Here is a 17,332-nt window from a genome sequence, read left to right as displayed (position 1 = left end):
TCGGTGCACATGCTGCCCAAGTCACGAATCACCTCAGCCTTAGCCATCGGCTTTGGTCTCTTCCTCGTAGTTGTCGGTCTGCTCGCGCCGGCGCTGCTAGATAAGGGCACGCAACTGCCGATGGGGTTTGAGCACACCACCTACACCTTGCGTGATGATCAAGCGCGCAGCCGCGTGATCGGGCGCGATAGGGAAGTGCAAGCGCCGGTGACTCGCCAGCTTCACTATGAGCTTTTCCCCGCAGCGGATGATGAGCACGCCACCGTGCAGGTGGGGCTCACTCAGATGCGTGAGAGTATGCAGGATGAGGTGGATCGACTCATCACCGCGAGCGTGTGGTCCACCACCATTGATCGCACCTCGGGTGAACTTTCTCAGCCTTTGACTGTGACGGATCAATTGGGCAATCCGCCGCGCGAGGTGCAGGCAGATGGCATCTGGTTGAAGTTCCCCGCTCACGCTGAGCAAACCACCTACTCAGTGTTGGATCCTGAACTGCGTGAAGCAGTGCCGGCCGAGTTCACCGAAAGTGAAGAGAAGGACGGCCACACGCTTAACCACTATGTGCAGACCATCGAGCCAAAGAACGTGGCGCTCAATTACGCCGCGGTGAAAAACACTGTGACGGTGCCGCGCGGTGAAAAGCAGGTGACCGCATACCTCTACCACTCCGGCAAGCGTGAATTCGTGGTGGATCAGCGAACTGGGCTGGTGGTCAATGTGATCGAGAACATTGATGACTATTACGCCCTGAATAATGGCGAGCGCGTAGCTGACGGGCTCGTATTCAATGGAGCACTGAGCGACGAAGATCAGGCAGCGCTTCTTGATGCCACCTCCGAGTTCCCCGACTGGCGCGTCCCGCGCATCATCTGCTGGGTGCTCGCAGCGATCGGTGGAGTCATCACCCTTGTTGGGATCTTCGGCGCATTCGGAACCGGAAACAACTCCGGCAAGTCTGATCAAGATGGCGATCCAGAGGTATTAGACTCCCCACCGACTGTCGTTGCACCGACTGTTGGCTCCCAGGCGGCCGATGCTCATCCCGTAGTAGTTCGCGATGAATCGGAGCCGACAACGGGACCCATCCAGGCGCCGAGTAACCGCTTCCAGGCGGTGCCTCCGGTGCAGATGCCCCGTAAGTTACCCTGGGAAAAAACTGAAGATCAGTAGTTGACGCCACGCATATGTCGGTATAGGCTGATTCGTTGCGCTGGAATCCGTATCGGATGACAACTGTGACCTTGATTGAGTTCTAAAAACTTAGCAACTTGACAAGGTCATTCCGTGCTATCTGTGTACGGCGATTCCTCAGCAGACCGAAATGCTCAATTACCAGCGGTTTTGGTGGTCAATATTGCGGGGCCATCATCCGCGTGAGGTGCTGGAAGGACCCATCTTGGCAGTCTCCCGCCAGACCAAGGCCGACATCCCTGGGGCTCCCGAACGTTATTCGTTCGCGAAAATTACCGAACCAATTGAAGTCCCAGGACTTCTTGATATTCAGCTCGATTCTTTTGCCTGGCTCATTGGCACGCCTGAGTGGCGCGCTAAGAAACAGGAAGAATTGGGCCCCGACGCCCGCGTAACCAGCGGGTTGGAGGACATCCTCGAGGAACTTTCCCCGATCCAGGATTACTCCGGCAACATGTCTCTGTCGCTCTCGGAGCCACGCTTCGAGGACATGAAGAACACCATCGACGAGGCTAAAGACAAAGACATCAACTACTCTGCGCCGCTGTATGTGACCGCAGAGTTCATCAACAATGACACCCAAGAGATCAAGTCTCAGACGGTGTTCATTGGCGATTTCCCGATGATGACCGACAAGGGCACCTTCATCGTCAACGGCACCGAGCGTGTCGTGGTGTCCCAGCTTGTTCGCTCGCCTGGCGTCTACTTCGACCAGACCATCGACAAGTCCACCGAGCGTCCCCTGCACTCCGTAAAGGTGATTCCTTCTCGTGGCGCATGGCTCGAATTTGACGTGGATAAGCGCGACACCGTCGGTGTCCGCATTGACCGCAAGCGCCGCCAGCCAGTCACCGTGCTGCTGAAGGCACTGGGTTGGACCACCGAACAGATCAAGGAACGCTTCGGCTTCTCCGAGATCATGATGTCCACCCTGGAAGCAGACAACGTCGCCAGCACCGACGAAGCTCTGCTCGAGATCTACCGCAAGCAGCGCCCGGGCGAGCAGCCTACGCGCGATCTGGCTCAGTCCTTGCTGGACAACTCCTTCTTCCGCGCAAAGCGCTACGACCTGGCAAAGGTTGGCCGCTACAAGGTCAATCGCAAGCTGGGCCTCGGCGGCGACAACGACGGTCTGATGACTCTGACCGAAGAAGATATCGCCACCACCATCGAGTACCTGGTGCGCCTGCACGCAGGTGAGACCAGCATGACCTCTCCTGAGGGCGTGGTCATCCCTGTTGAGACTGACGACATTGACCACTTTGGTAACCGCCGTCTGCGTACGGTGGGCGAGCTGATCCAGAACCAGGTTCGCGTTGGTCTTTCCCGCATGGAACGTGTTGTGCGCGAGCGCATGACCACCCAGGATGCAGAGTCGATCACGCCTACCTCGCTGATCAACGTGCGTCCTGTTTCGGCTGCCATTCGCGAGTTCTTCGGTACCTCGCAGCTTTCGCAGTTCATGGATCAGAACAACTCACTGTCTGGTCTTACCCACAAGCGTCGTCTCTCCGCGCTGGGCCCCGGCGGCCTTTCGCGTGAGCGCGCTGGCATTGAGGTGCGCGACGTGCACCCGTCTCACTACGGCCGTATGTGCCCGATTGAGACTCCCGAAGGCCCGAACATCGGTCTGATCGGCTCGCTGGCATCCTATGCCCGCGTGAATGCTTTCGGCTTCATCGAGACCCCGTACCGCAAGGTCGAAAACGGCATCGTCACCGACGAGGTGCATTACCTCACCGCTGATGAGGAAGACCGCTACGTGGTGGCTCAGGCCAACACTCCTTTTGACAAGGACGGCAAGATCCTCGAAGAACGCGTGACTGTGCGCGTGAAGAACGGCGACATCCAGGTTGTGTCCGGCGACGCCATCGACTATATGGACGTCTCCCCACGCCAGATGGTTTCCGTGGCTACTGCCATGATTCCCTTCCTGGAGCACGACGACGCTAACCGTGCCCTCATGGGCGCGAATATGCAGCGCCAGGCTGTGCCGCTGGTTCGCTCCGAGGCTCCGCTGGTTGGTACCGGCATGGAGCAGCGCGCCGCATATGATGCGGGCGACTTGCTGATCAGCAAGAAGGCCGGCGCGGTGGAAAATGTTTCCGCTGACTTCATTACCATCATGGACGATGAGGGCATCCGCGACACCTACCGCCTGCGCAAGTTCGAGCGCACCAACCAGGGCACCAGCTACAACCAGAAGCCTTTGGTGAGCATCGGTGACCGCGTTGAGGCTGGCCAGGTTATCGCTGACGGCCCCGGCACCCACAATGGTGAGATGGCCCTTGGCCGCAACCTCCTGGTTGCCTTCATGCCTTGGGAAGGCCACAACTACGAGGACGCCATCATCTTGAACCAGCGCCTGGTTGAAGAAGATGTGCTCACCTCGATCCACATTGAAGAGCACGAGATTGACGCCCGCGACACCAAGCTCGGTGCCGAGGAAATCACCCGTGAGTTGCCGAATGTTTCCGAGGACGTACTCAAGGACCTCGACGAGCGCGGCATCGTGCGCATCGGCGCCGACGTCCGCGACGGCGACATTCTGGTGGGTAAGGTCACCCCGAAGGGTGAAACCGAGCTGACCCCGGAAGAGCGCCTGTTGCGCGCCATCTTCGGTGAGAAGGCTCGCGAGGTTCGTGACACCTCCATGAAGGTGCCTCACGGCGAAACCGGCAAGGTCATCGGCGTGCGTCGCTTCTCCCGCGAGGACGACGACGATCTGGCTCCGGGCGTGAACGAGATGATTCGCGTGTACGTTGCCCAGAAGCGCAAGATCCAGGATGGCGATAAGCTCGCTGGCCGCCACGGCAACAAGGGCGTTGTGGGCAAGATCCTGCCTGCCGAGGACATGCCCTTCATGCCGGACGGCACCCCTGTGGACATCATCCTGAACACCCACGGTGTGCCGCGTCGTATGAACATCGGCCAGGTGCTCGAAGTGCACCTCGGTTGGTTGGCTGCAGCCGGTTGGGAAATCGACACCGATGACCCGGCCAACGCCGAGCTGATGAAGATGCTGCCCGAGGAGCTCTACAGCGTGCCTGCCGGTTCGCTGACCTCCACCCCAGTGTTCGACGGAGCTTCCAACGACGAACTCGCTGGTCTGCTCGCCAACTCTCGCCCCAACCGTGACGGCGACGTCATGGTGGACGCCGATGGTAAGGCTCAGCTTTTCGACGGCCGCTCCGGCGAGCCTTTCCCGTACCCGGTCTCCGTGGGCTACATGTACATTCTCAAGCTCCACCACCTGGTGGACGAGAAGATCCACGCCCGCTCCACTGGTCCTTACTCCATGATTACCCAGCAGCCGCTGGGCGGTAAGGCACAGTTCGGTGGCCAGCGCTTCGGCGAAATGGAGGTGTGGGCAATGCAAGCATACGGCGCTGCTTACACACTCCAGGAGCTGCTCACCATCAAGTCGGACGACGTTGTCGGTCGCGTGAAGGTATACGAGGCGATCGTTAAGGGCGAGAACATCCCGGATCCGGGCATCCCCGAATCCTTCAAGGTGTTGCTCAAGGAGCTGCAGTCGCTGTGTCTGAACGTGGAAGTGCTTTCCGCAGATGGCACCCCGATGGAACTGTCCGGTTCCGACGAGGATGACTACGACCAGGCTGGTGCCTCCCTTGGCATCAACCTCTCCCGCGACGAGCGTTCGGACGCCGACTCCGCATAACGCCAGGTCTGCAGGTTTGGCTTTCCGACGGCCACGTGGGACGTCGACAAGCACCTGCAGGCGGACATTCAAAGAAAGCAATAAGTTTTTAACGAGCCCCTATGAATTAGGGGGAAAGGGAGTTACGTGCTCGACGTCAACTTCTTCGACGAACTCCGCATCGGCCTGGCCACCGCCGACGACATCCGCCGTTGGTCCAAAGGTGAGGTTAAGAAGCCGGAGACCATCAACTACCGCACGCTCAAGCCTGAGAAGGACGGCTTGTTCTGTGAGCGCATCTTCGGTCCTACCCGCGACTGGGAATGTGCCTGTGGCAAGTACAAGCGTGTTCGCTACAAGGGCATCATCTGTGAACGCTGCGGCGTTGAGGTGACCAAGTCCAAGGTGCGCCGTGAGCGCATGGGCCACATTGAGCTCGCAGCTCCCGTGACCCACATTTGGTACTTCAAGGGTGTGCCCTCGCGCCTGGGCTACCTGCTTGACCTTGCTCCTAAGGATCTTGAGCGCATCATTTACTTCGCTGCGAACATCATCACCAGCGTTGATGAGGAAGCTCGCCACAACGACCTGTCCACCCTGGAAGCCGAGATGCTTCTGGAAAAGAAGGACGTTGAGGCCGACGCTGAATCCGACATCGCTGAGCGGGCCCAGAAGCTCGAGGAAGACCTCGCAGAGCTCGAAGCCGCAGGTGCCAAGGCTGACGCGCGCCGCAAGGTGCAAAACGCAGCCGAGAAGGAAATGCAGCACATCCGCGAGCGTGCCGAGCGCGAGATCGACCGCCTTGAGGAGATCTGGCAGACCTTCGTCAAGCTGGCTCCGAAGCAGATGATCATCGATGAGACCATCTACGAAGAGCTCATCGACCGCTACGAGGACTACTTCACCGGCGGTATGGGTGCCGAAGCCATCCAGACCCTGATCCGCAACTTCGACCTTGACGCCGAGGCCGAGGAACTGCGCGAGATCATCAACAACGGCAAAGGCCAGAAGAAGATGCGCGCCCTCAAGCGCCTCAAGGTTGTTGCAGCATTCCAGCGTTCGGGCAACGACCCGGCTGGCATGGTGCTCGACTGCATCCCGGTGATCCCGCCGGAGCTTCGCCCCATGGTGCAGCTCGACGGTGGTCGCTTCGCCACCTCGGACCTCAACGACCTCTACCGTCGTGTGATCAACCGCAACAACCGCCTCAAGCGCATGATCGATCTCGGCGCCCCCGAGATCATCGTGAACAACGAGAAGCGCATGCTGCAGGAATCCGTGGACGCGCTGTTCGACAACGGCCGTCGCGGACGCCCCGTGTCCGGCCCTGGCAACCGTCCGCTGAAATCCCTGAGTGACCTGCTCAAGGGCAAGGCTGGCCGTTTCCGTCAGAACCTGCTGGGTAAGCGCGTGGATTACTCCGGCCGTTCGGTGATTATCGTCGGCCCGCAGCTTAAGCTGCACGAGTGTGGTCTGCCCAAGCTCATGGCGTTGGAGCTGTTCAAGCCCTTCGTGATGAAGCGCCTGGTAGAAAACGACTTCGCCCAGAACATCCGCTCCGCGAAGCGCATGGTGGAACGCCAGCGCCCCGAGGTGTGGGACGTGTTGGAAGAGGCTATTGCTGAGCACCCCGTGATGCTCAACCGTGCGCCTACCCTGCACCGCCTGGGTATTCAGGCCTTCGAGCCGAAGCTCGTTGAGGGTAAAGCTATTCAGCTCCACCCCTTGGCATGTGAAGCGTTCAACGCCGACTTCGACGGTGACCAGATGGCTGTGCACCTGCCACTTTCGGCAGAAGCACAGGCTGAGGCGCGCGTGCTGATGCTTGCCTCCAACAACATCCTTTCGCCCGCATCCGGTAAGCCCTTGGCGATGCCGCGTCTGGACATGGTGACTGGTCTGTACTTCCTCACCATGGATAAGGGCGAGGACGAGCTCGGCGGCGAGGGCGCCTACAAGCCCGCCACCGACGATGCTCCGGCACAGGGTGTGTACTCCTCCTATGCGGAGGCCATCATGGCTCGTGACCGCGGTGTGCTTGGCCTGCAGGCCAAGATCAAGGTGCGCATTTCGCACCTGCGCCCGCCGGCAGACATTGAGGCTGAGCAGTTCCCCGATGGTTGGGAACAGGGACAGACTTGGTTGGCGGATACGACCTTGGGTCGAGTCATGTTCAACGAGTTGCTGCCGTGGAACTACCCATACCTCGAGGGCGTCATGGTCCGAAAGGGCGGCGGATCCGACAAGATCATGCTTGGCGACGTCATTAACGATCTCGCAGCCAAGTATCCCATGATCACCGTCGCGCAGACGATGGACAAGATGAAGGACGCCGGTTTCTACTGGGCGACCCGCTCCGGTGTCACCATCGCTATGTCCGACGTGCTCGTGCTCCCGAACAAGACCGAGATGCTCGAAAACTACGAGGCCGAGGCCCGCAAGATCGAGCGCAAGTACTGGGAACAGGGTGCACTCACCGAGCGCGAGCGTTATGACCGCCTGGTGGAACTGTGGAAGGACGCCACCGACGAAGTTGGTCAGGCCGTCGAGGATTTGTACCCCGACGACAACCCGATTCCGATGATCGTGAAGTCCGGTGCTGCCGGTAACATGCGTCAGATCTGGACCCTGGCCGGCATGAAGGGCATGGTTGTGAACTCCAAGGGTGACTACATCACCCGCCCGATCAAGACCTCCTTCCGTGAAGGTCTGTCGGTGCTGGAGTACTTCAACAACTCCCACGGTTCGCGTAAGGGTCTGGCCGACACCGCTCTGCGTACCGCAGACTCCGGTTACCTCACCCGTCGTCTGGTGGACGTGGCGCAGGACGTCATCGTGCGCGAGGAAGACTGCGGCACCCGCCTTGGTATCCGTGTGCCCGTTGCCGAGGCTGTCAAGAATGCCGAAGGCGAAGTCACCTCCTACACCGGCAATGCTCTGATCGAGACCTCCGTTGCTGGTCGCGTGGCTGCTACCGACATCAAGGATGCGGACGACAACGTGCTCGTAGCCGCCGGCGAAAACCTCACCGAGGCCGCCATCGAGAAGATCGTGGCAGCAGGCGTTGAGCAGGTGAAGGTCCGCTCCGTGCTGACCTGCCAGACCGCCACCGGCGTATGCGCCAAGTGCTATGGCAAGTCCATGGCAACTGGCCAACTCGTTGACATCGGCGAGGCAGTGGGCATCGTGGCTGCACAGTCCATTGGTGAGCCCGGTACTCAGCTCACCATGCGTACCTTCCACCAAGGTGGTGTGGGTGGCGACATCACCGGCGGTCTGCCCCGTGTGCAGGAACTCTTTGAGGCTCGCGTGCCCAAGAACCGCGCGCCGATCGCCTCTGTTGCCGGCACCGTGCACCTGGAGGACGAAGGCAACTTCTACACGCTCACCATCACCCCGGACGATGGTTCGGACAACGTGGTGTACGAGAAGCTGTCCAAGCGCCAAGGCTTGGCGACGGTCCGCGTCCCCATGGAATCCAACCCGGGTGCCATGATCGAGCGCACCCTCGCTGAAGGCGACCACGTCAATGTTGGCGATCGCCTCCTGCGTGGCCCCGCCGATCCTCACGACGTGCTCGAGGTTCTCGGCCGCCGTGGCGTGGAGCAGCACCTGGTGGACGAAGTGCAAGACGTGTACCGCGCGCAGGGTGTGGCGATCCACGACAAGCACATCGAAATCATCATCCGCCAGATGCTTCGTCGCGGTACCGTGATCGAGTCTGGTTCCACCGAGTTCCTCCCCGGCACCCTGGTGGACCTCTCGGAGGCAAAGGCCGCCAACGCGGAGGCTCTCGCCTCCGGTGGTCAGCCCGCCGAGTTGCGCAGCGAGATCATGGGTATTACCAAGGCATCGCTGGCTACCGAGTCCTGGCTGTCCGCGGCCTCCTTCCAGGAGACCACCCGCGTGCTGACCGACGCCGCGATCAACAAGCGTTCCGACAAGCTCATCGGCCTGAAGGAAAACGTGATCATCGGTAAGCTCATCCCGGCCGGTACCGGTATCTCGCGTTACCGCAACATCTCGGTGAAGCCCACCGAGGCTGCACGCAACGCCGCTTACTCCATCCCCACCTACGGGGAATCGGTGTACGGCGATGACACCTATGGTGAATTCACCGGCGCATCCGTGCCGCTGGATGAGGCGTTTGACCTCTAAGCCCTAGGCAAAAGCACAAAGCTCCCGGCTCGTTCCTTTTGGAACGCCGGGAGCTTTTCTTTCGCATTAAACCTTACGCACGACAGAAGACTTCAGCTTCATTGCGCCGAAGCCGTCGATCTTGCAATCAATATCGTGGCCATCGGTGGCCTCTGGCAGAAGGCGGATATTACGAACCTTGGTACCGGTTTTGATGGGCTGGGAGGAGCCTTTGACCTTGAGCGTTTTGACCACGGTGACCGAGTCGCCGTCGAAAAGCTCATTGCCGACGGAATCCTTGATCACGATGCGTTCCTCGGCGGCTTCGTCCTGCGGTTGCCACTCGTGCGCGCACTCGGGGCAGACCAGAAGCGGTGGCATCTCGTAAGTGAATTCGCTGGCGCATTCTGGGCACGGGGGTAGGGTTACTTCGTCCATGTCGCGAACTTTACCGTCACAAGCAGCGCAAGCCCGTATGAAAACTCACCCCCGGGCCGACCCCATTGCATAGAATGTGCAGGGTGAGCAAGAACGAGTGGAATGATAAGCCCGAGTATCGCGACCAGGACTTTGCCGGCGGCTGGGGTGAACAGCAGACGCCTGAAACCAGCATGTTCCCGCCCCAAGGTGAGGCAAGCGCTTCACAGCCCACCAATGCGTCATCTCAACAGCAGATGCCGCAGCAGCAATTTCCCACCAATAACCAGGCCCAATACGCCTCAGCCTCCACTCAAGCAGCGCCTGCCCAATATGCGCCCGCGTATCAGGAACCACGCAAAAGCAATGCGCCCTGGATCGCGCTCGTCATCGTGCTGGTGCTGGCGCTCATCGCCGGCGGGGTTGTGCTCTATATGCGGTCGCAAAACGCCACCGACTCGACGGCTGCAGAGCAGGATCCCGTGACCGTCGTGACCACCGTGGGCCCCGATGGTGCTGAGCAAGAGTCAAACAAGGAACAGTCAACGAAGCAGTCCACCAAGCAACGCCCGGCAAGGCCAATGCTGCCAAGCAACGCCGTTGCCGTGAGTAGTGGCGCGAAGGCCGGGCGCCAATCGGGCAACCTGGACAATGTGTGGAAATCCGGGCCGACCTCCGATTCTTTCGCATTGGCGGTGGCCAAGGATTTTAGCGATCAATACCGCACCAACGGCAATACCAGCCCCACGTTGAATGTCTATTCGCCGGTGACAGGCCAGACCTATCAGATGAGCTGCTCGGATAATGGACAATACGTGCACTGCACCGGAGGAAATAACGCGAATGTCTACATCGCCTAAACGTATTCTGGGTGGGTTAGGCATCGCAGCGCTGAGCTTGAGCGCTTTGGCCTCGTGTGTGCTTCCCGAGCCCCAAAGCAGCGATCCGAGCACCGTCACATCCACAGTCACCAGTTCGAGCATTCCAAGCGAAGGTGTTTCTGCGGATCTGCCAAATGAAATCCGCGAGGCAATCGCACAGGTGGAGGAGGCGACGGGCTCGCGTATCTCCCTCGCCATAGCCAGCGGCGCTGAAACTGAACCGAAGTTCGCTGGTTCGCTTGCCCCAACCCAACCGGCATGGTCGACGATCAAGGTGCCGCTCTCGATCGCTGCGTTGCGCCAAGACTCCTCGCTGCAAGCGGTGATGGCACAGGCGATCACGCAATCCGACAACAGTGCCGCAGAACAGCTTTGGGAATCCCTCGGCGGGGGAGAAGCCGCGGCGAAAGCGGTGGAAGCTGTGCTCGCAGAGGCTGGCACACCTGCCGACGTTCCTGCCACCAAGTTCCGGCCGCAATTCAGTCCCTACGGCCAAACTGAATGGTCAACTGGGCAGGAAGCCACCTTTGGTGCTCAATTAGCAGCTCTTCCCGGCGCCGAGCCGGTACTCGAGCAGATGGGCAACGTGGTGGAGGGCCAGGCCTATGGGCTTGGAACGCTCCGCGGTGCTCGTTTCAAAGGGGGTTGGGGGCCGGACACGAATGGCGCGTATCTGGTCCGTCAATTTGGTGTCCTGCCATCTGTGGGCAACATGGGCATCGCGATTGCCGTGATTCCGGCTGATGGCACCTATGAAACAGGACAAACGGTGTTGAATAAGGCCGTCGCGGCAATCGAGCCATTCTTGCCACTGCTCAGCGACGCCAAAGCCTCAGAACACGCCACGAGCTCATCACAGCAGGCGCCGGAACTGCCGGAACAGCCACAGCAAACCACACCAGAGCCCACTTCTGTGCCGCAAAAGCCTAACGGCGGCGCGCCTGAAGGTTTTAGCAGCATTCCTGCAGTGTAGGCAGTAGAGGAGAAGCAGATGGAACAGTGGGGACAATCGCAGCAACCGCAACAGCCCCAATCGCAGCAGCAATGGGCTCCACCCACCGCTGGTCAGCAGAGTAACCGCAGGGCTTGGTGGATCGTCACAGCTGTGGTGCTAGCACTGGCATTGCTGGTTATGATCGCTTACTTCGTGCTTGGTGCAAAAAACGACAACGCTGCTGCACCTGTGGCGAGCAGCGCTGCACCCGAGCAGCAGACGGTGACGGTGAAAGAGCAGCCCCCAGTGACGGTGACAGAAACGGTTGAGCCGCCCGTGACTGTGACAGATCGCACCACGGTCCGTCAGACCGTGCCGCAGCGATCCAACTCCAATAACTGGGCAGGACTGATGAATTCGCAGACGTCCTGTGCTGCGCCCGAATACGCTGGCACCAACGGCGTTGATTACATTTCCGTGTGCCGCGGCAACACAGGCCGCGATTACCACGCGTGGGTGAATGGCAAGAGCCTCGATCTTTCAGGAAGAACCGTGCGCAATGGTTATGCCGACTATTCCATCGATGCCAATCCCAACAGCATTGAAATTGATGGCTCTCATGTGACCGTGTATGACGGGGCGGGAGCAATCGCGTACGAGCTGGATTTGGACCACTGGACTGCCGCTTAACGCCCAACGGCCAGGGACCACACTCAACTCCCATGTTTTTCATACCCCAGTAGCATGTGCCCGCCCACGAGGCGGGCATAGTCTTTAGTGACACATGGATACACGACAGACACCTAGCAAGACCACGGCGCATCGAACAGCGCTCCATATGCCCGCGCTTCGAAGCCGCAGCGTGTGGCGGCTGTTGATCCTGTTTGTGATCGCCTTGAGTACTTTGCTCGCTGTGACGTCTTCGCGGCAACCGGGGCAACCCCTTTGGCATCAGATCGTTGCAATCTGCGGCATCGCCGCCATGCTCGTTGGCGTCTGGCTTCAGCATCGCCATTTGGCCGCGACCTTTCTTGTGGCGCTGGGTCTCTCGATATTCACCTTTAGTGGTTCGATCCAGTATTTGGGGCTGGCCTATGGGGTCGTGTGTTGGCAGACATGGGTCCTGGCCGCGCGGTTGGAACACCGACGAGCAGCGGTGCTTGCTGGAATCATTGGGGCGAGCCTGCTGGGGCAGTTCCTCATCTTGCTTCACCCAACTGCTGCCTACAGTGGCCTCATTGATTATTGGAAGGACGCTCCGGCTGAGACGTTCAGTACCTTGGGTGCGATGGGCGCGTTTACTTCGGTATCCATTGGTTTTTTCTGGCTCCTCGGCAACGCTTCCCGCAGACGAACTCAACGCCTAGAGGATTTGCGGGCACGCGCAGAGCTCGCGGCTTTGACGGAACGGGGCAGAATCGCCAGGGAAATGCACGATATCGTGGCGCATTCACTCACGGCGGTGATCGCCCAGGCTGATGGTGGGCGTTTCGCCGCAGCCCAGCACCCCGAGAAGGCTACAGAGGTACTCGCTACCATTTCCCGGGAGTCTCGGAAAGCATTGGCCGAGATGCGTTCCCTGCTATCGATTCTGCATGAGGAGGATCGATCGAATGACATCGCGCCGGGCAGCGAGCAGATCGCCGCGCTGGTCAAAGAGGCTGAGCGCAATGGGCTGCGCGTTAGCTTTAACCAGGAAGGAACGTCACAGCAGCTCAGTGAGTCGAAATCTTTGACGCTCTACCGGATCGTGCAGGAATGCCTGACCAACGCAATCAAGCATGCAGGTGCCGTGGAGGCCACCTTGCTCATTCAGTGGGAGGATAGAATCACGGTGACCATGGACAACGCGCCAGGCCAGGGGCTTGGCGGGTTGCCCGATGATTTTGGGCGCGGATTGATTGGTATTCGCGAACGTGCCAGGATCCACGGTGGAGATGCGCGCTGGGGTGCGTCGAAAAGCTATCCAGGAGGTTGGAAGGTGCAGGCGTGGCTGATGGGGTAGTGCTCGTTGGGCTTGTCGACGACCAACGTCTCGTTCGCGCAGGTTTTGCCATGGTACTGGCGTCACAGCCTGATATCGAGGTGTTGTGGGAGGCTGCGGACGGCGCGGAGGCCGTGGAGAAAGCGCAGACGAAAGCGGTGGATGTGATCCTGATGGACATTCAGATGCCGGTGATGAATGGTATCGAGGCAATGAAATCGCTGCGGGAAAACCCTGCCAGAATTGTTGCGCTGACCACCTTTGATTCCCATAACTACGTGATTGGGGCGCTGGAACAAGGGGCCAGCGGGTTTCTGCTCAAAGACACCGAACCAGAGGCACTGATTGATGCCGTGCGCACCGTCGCGGAAGGGGAGAGTGTGATTAGCCCCAAGGCCACCTCCACCCTGCTCAAACACATGCGTCTGGTGGAGCCCGCTGGCGAAAGTCACCGAATACCCACCAACCTCATCGATCCCCTCACACCACGAGAGGAAGAAATCCTCGTGCTGATGGCCAAGGGGTTGAGTAATACGGAAATCGCCGAAGTGCTGTTCATCTCTATGCCGACGGTGAAAACGCACGTGGGTAAGGTGCTGGCCAAAACGGCGTCCCGGGATCGAGTGCAGGCTGTCCTCTTTGCTTTTCGGCATGGCCTCGTGACCCAAGCAGAACTGCTTGCTGAATCATCCTGAGGCATGAGAACCAAAACATCAGCCTGTGGTCCGATGTACTAATACACCGTGCTTGGCACACTGGGCAGTATGTTCACAGTTCAAGGATTAACCAAGCGTTACGGCAGCAACCTGGCCGTTGAAAACCTCAGCTTTGGGGTGCCCGATGGCAAAGTCACGGGCTTTCTCGGCCCCAACGGATCAGGCAAATCCACCACGATGCGCTGCATGCTGGGTCTCGACACCCCAACGAGCGGAAAGGCGATTGTCACACACGGGCAGTTCCAAGGCGCGGTGCAGGACAGTAAGCAGAAGGCTCAGCTCGTCGGCGCGCTTCTCGATGCCTCCTGGGTAGACCCGAAGCGCAGCGCCCGCAACCATCTGCGCATGCTCGCCCGCGGTGCAGGGATCAGCGATACGCGCGTGGATGAGTGCCTGGACCTTGTAGGCCTAAGTTCTAAAGCGAAGGCCAAAGTCGGCGGCTTTTCGCTGGGCATGCGACAGCGGTTGGGGGTTGCCAGCGCGCTGCTCGGTGATCCTCAACATTTGCTTTTCGACGAGCCCGTGAACGGCCTTGACCCCGAAGGCGTGAGCTGGATGCGTCAAACCATCCGCTACTTCGCTTCCGAAGGTCGGTCGGTGCTGGTGTCCTCCCACCTGCTAGCAGAGATGCAGCAAACGGCAGACCGCCTGGTGATTATCGGGCGCGGCAAACTCATCGGCGAGTATGACATGGCCGATTTTCTCGGCGGGGGACTGGTTGAAATAGAAACTCCGCACAGCGAATTCGCAGATGTGCTCAAACAACACGGCTTCAAGCCAACACCCATCGAGCGCGGTTTCCACGTTCCAGTGGAGGGCGAAGAACAAGCCGCCCGTGAACAGATCGCGCGCCTTGCGCTGGAGCACAAGGTGTTGCTCACAGGCCTCAAGGCTCGCAGCGCAGGACTCGAAGAACGCTTCCTGCAAGCAACGATGGACGATCAAGAATATAGGAGCAAATAAGCCATGAATGCACTGAAATCAGAACTCACCAAGCTGCTCACGCTCCGCTCCACTTGGATCACCTTTGTGGTGGCCATCTTGATCCTGCAGATTCCCGTTGTAGTGCTGTCCTTCACCGTCACGGAACCGATGGCTTTGGATTTTGAGGGACTGCTGCTGGCAGAAATGCTCTACGTATTTATCATGGCGTACTTTGGCGCCAGCATCGGACGTGACCTGCAATTTAAACTCAATGCTCAAGCGATGCTCACCCAGAAGAGCCGTTCATCTTGGATATTTGCGCGCGTCTTCTGGCAAAACTTTTTCGCACTCGCCGGATTGATTCTCGCCGTGCTGCTTGGAGCAGCACTGGCAACGATTCTGCCGAACCTCAGCGTAGAGTTCACAAACTTCCAAGACCTCGGTGCTACCGCTCTCAAGTCCGTGGTGTTGCTCAACCTGGGCATCGGCTTCGCCATGCTCACCCGCAGCACTGCTGCTGGTATGGCCATTCCCCTGGCGCAAGCACTTGTACTGGATAACCTGTTGGTACTGGCCAGCACCAAGGTCAGCGCTCTGAAGTACCTGCTGTTTATGAGCCCCACCCTCAGGGCAGGGCAGCTTGGATACGACAATGGTGCGCCACGCGGCTTTGGCGTGGACCAATTCCAGCCAGATTGGTTCAACGCACTTGTCCTGTGTGCCTGGCTAGTACTCATGGTGCTGCTGGCGGTGTGGTCGAACAAGCGCGATGTGCGCTAGCACTTAACGCTGGGCGTGCGTGAAAAGGGCGATGCCGGTAGCTACCGAGACGTTCAGGCTTTCCACGCCCTCGCGCATAGGAATTGAGAAACGATACTTGGCGTGTTCATGCAACTGCGTGGACACGCCATGTTTCTCGCTGCCCATCACCAAGGCGATCCGGCCTTCAACGTCGGCGATGGTTGAGAGCTTCTGTGGAGCGTCAGCCGCCAGGCTTGCCAACGGGATGTCATGCTCCTGGAGTGCGGCGAGGACGTCCTCGCGTGAAGCAATAATGACGGGAATGGCAAACACTAAACCTCGACTCGCTCGAACTAGGCGGCGATCCAATGCGTCTTCCAAACCTGAATCCACCAACACCACGGCAGCGGCACCCAAACCCGCGGCGGTGCGGACGATCGCACCAATGTTACCGGGCAAGCGGACACCGTCGAGCACCACGATGTCACCTTCTGGAGAGAGTGCCGAATCAAGATCGTGCGATTGGGGAGTCTCGGCGACGGCAAACAATCGCGGGCGCTTATCATGGCCAAACAACCTCTTTGCCACATGTACGGCCATTCCCACCACTTCGATGTGATGTTCGCGGAGAGCCTGAGCAAGCACATCAGCGGGAGTTCGTTCGCCGATGCTCACTACCTCATGGATGGTGACACCATGGGCAATAGCCTGGGCAATATTTTCTTCATCGTCGATGATGAAGCGGCCGGGAAATTCTGCGTCGATTACTGCGGAAATTTCGCGTGCTTTTGAGTCGAGCAGCGATTCAATCATAGGCAGAAGCCTACCGGATACCGTATACCACACTGCGGGGGTAGTGCAGGGGGAACAATCTGAAGTGAAGAAACGTTTTGATTGCCCGTAGCGATGTGCAAAACCTTTTCATTCCTAGTAATTGTGTATGTGGAACAGATCGCGGTAGGACGGTAATCATACGAAGGAGTGCGGAGCGTTGCAGGAGGGCGGACAGGGGGCTCGCCGAGCCCTCAGATCGATGTTCGCGGTACTGCTGCCATTGATCTGCACGGTACTCGCATTAGTGCTGGTTGGAGGATATTTTTTCAGTGGAAAGCTGAAACACTCCACTGAGATGGAACTAAAGGCCGGCACTATCGCAACACTCAAGGAACCGGTGCCTTCCAGTGCTCAGAGCCAAGCTTCTACGCCCGCCGCAGTGCCGGCCCAAGAGTGGAATCACCTCATCAACTCAGTAACCCATTGCCATGGGGAATATGCCTATGCGGGCACAGATGGAACAGATTATGTGTCCATCTGTGTTACACCCGAGGGGTTGCTTTACCAGGGGTATGTAGGCAACGGAATTCTCAGGCGTCCGGCGATTGAAGTGTCACCAGGTGTATTCGAGGTCAATGCTGGAGCGCACACCATCCGGGTGAACGATGCGATGGTCGAGGTGTTGGATGAACTAGGTGATTTGAAACTCGAGCTGCAAATGTCGGAGTGGCTCAGCCGTTAAGTGTACGATTTGCCCCTAATGCACATTGACTCTCCTATTGGGCTGGGGTAAGTTGAATCTTTGGCTCTGTGGCATTTGACCACAGAATCTCTACAAGTCATCACGGTCGGCTGACGTCAAAGGCATTGGCGTCTACGCTCGTACGTTCTTCGTAGCTCCAGCACTATCGCCCCACCGGGTACCCAAGTAGCTGTCTGCGGGGGGCCGGCCATGTTTTAGAAGGATGG

General features: G+C 58.9%; 13 protein-coding genes. 11 read left to right on the top strand and 2 right to left on the bottom strand.

Translation table 11 applies throughout. From position 1 onward, the window contains the following. The first annotated feature begins 9 nt into the window (after nt 1–9). The 3 genes from pgfA (at nt 10) to CGERO_RS09295 (ending at nt 9,013) form a co-directional block, all read left to right on the top strand. Nucleotides 10–1,173 (top strand): cell envelope lipid trafficking protein PgfA, encoded by a 1,164-nt coding sequence (pgfA, locus tag CGERO_RS09305; protein ID WP_123935336.1) that lies wholly within the window; start codon nt 10–12, stop codon nt 1,171–1,173. A gap of 208 nt (nt 1,174–1,381) precedes the next feature. Beyond that, complete coding sequence (rpoB, locus tag CGERO_RS09300) at nt 1,382–4,876, top strand: DNA-directed RNA polymerase subunit beta (protein ID WP_164470299.1); 3,495 nt, start codon at nt 1,382–1,384, stop codon at nt 4,874–4,876. A 126-nt stretch (nt 4,877–5,002) separates the two neighbouring features. Continuing rightward, entirely contained in the window at nt 5,003–9,013 is a 4,011-nt protein-coding gene (locus CGERO_RS09295) for a DNA-directed RNA polymerase subunit beta' (RefSeq protein WP_123935332.1), read from the top strand. Nucleotides 9,014–9,079: 66 nt separating this feature from the next. Here the strand turns inward: CGERO_RS09295 and CGERO_RS09290 are convergent, their stop codons facing one another. Continuing rightward, on the bottom strand, nt 9,080–9,430 hold the full coding sequence (locus CGERO_RS09290) for a zinc ribbon domain-containing protein YjdM (protein WP_123935330.1): 351 nt from the start codon (nt 9,428–9,430) through the stop codon (nt 9,080–9,082). A gap of 83 nt (nt 9,431–9,513) precedes the next feature. Here CGERO_RS09290 and CGERO_RS09285 point away from each other — a divergent pair, with 83 nt between their 5' ends. From CGERO_RS09285 to CGERO_RS09255, 7 genes are all read left to right on the top strand, one after another. Next, complete coding sequence (locus CGERO_RS09285; RefSeq protein ID WP_123935328.1) at nt 9,514–10,269, top strand: flagellar basal body-associated FliL family protein; 756 nt, start codon at nt 9,514–9,516, stop codon at nt 10,267–10,269. Next, nucleotides 10,253–11,263 (top strand): serine hydrolase, encoded by a 1,011-nt coding sequence (locus CGERO_RS09280; protein WP_123935326.1) that lies wholly within the window; start codon nt 10,253–10,255, stop codon nt 11,261–11,263. Before CGERO_RS09285 ends, CGERO_RS09280 begins: the two co-directional genes overlap by 17 nt. Nucleotides 11,264–11,281: 18 nt before the next feature. After that, a complete protein-coding gene (locus CGERO_RS09275) occupies nt 11,282–11,914 on the top strand; it encodes a hypothetical protein (RefSeq protein WP_123935324.1) in 633 nt (210 codons plus the stop codon). A gap of 94 nt (nt 11,915–12,008) precedes the next feature. Further along, complete coding sequence (locus CGERO_RS09270) at nt 12,009–13,229, top strand: sensor histidine kinase (RefSeq protein WP_123935322.1); 1,221 nt, start codon at nt 12,009–12,011, stop codon at nt 13,227–13,229. Then, nucleotides 13,214–13,903: a response regulator gene (locus CGERO_RS09265; protein WP_281271022.1), complete on the top strand. Its 690-nt coding sequence runs from the start codon at nt 13,214–13,216 to the stop codon at nt 13,901–13,903. The genes CGERO_RS09270 and CGERO_RS09265 overlap by 16 nt, the downstream gene beginning before the upstream one ends. A 69-nt stretch (nt 13,904–13,972) precedes the next feature. After that, nucleotides 13,973–14,887: an ABC transporter ATP-binding protein gene (locus tag CGERO_RS09260; RefSeq protein WP_164470298.1), complete on the top strand. Its 915-nt coding sequence runs from the start codon at nt 13,973–13,975 to the stop codon at nt 14,885–14,887. Between the two features lie 3 nt (nt 14,888–14,890). Next, nucleotides 14,891–15,628, top strand: a complete 738-nt coding sequence (locus CGERO_RS09255) for a hypothetical protein (RefSeq protein WP_123935320.1) — start codon at nt 14,891–14,893, stop codon at nt 15,626–15,628. Between the two features lie 3 nt (nt 15,629–15,631). Here the strand turns inward: CGERO_RS09255 and CGERO_RS09250 are convergent, their stop codons facing one another. Continuing rightward, entirely contained in the window at nt 15,632–16,402 is a 771-nt protein-coding gene (locus CGERO_RS09250; protein ID WP_123935318.1) for a TrmH family RNA methyltransferase, read from the bottom strand. Between the two features lie 220 nt (nt 16,403–16,622). Between CGERO_RS09250 and CGERO_RS09245 the strand changes: the two genes are divergently transcribed. Beyond that, the gene (locus tag CGERO_RS09245) at nt 16,623–17,105 is read left to right on the top strand and encodes a hypothetical protein (protein WP_123935316.1); all 483 of its coding nucleotides are present in this window, start codon (nt 16,623–16,625) and stop codon (nt 17,103–17,105) included. Nucleotides 17,106–17,332: the final 227 nt, after the last annotated feature.

Origin of the sequence: Corynebacterium gerontici (genome assembly GCF_003813985.1) — a bacterium.
GTDB lineage: Bacteria > Actinomycetota > Actinomycetes > Mycobacteriales > Mycobacteriaceae > Corynebacterium > Corynebacterium gerontici.
This window is presented reverse-complemented; position numbering and strand designations above follow the sequence as displayed.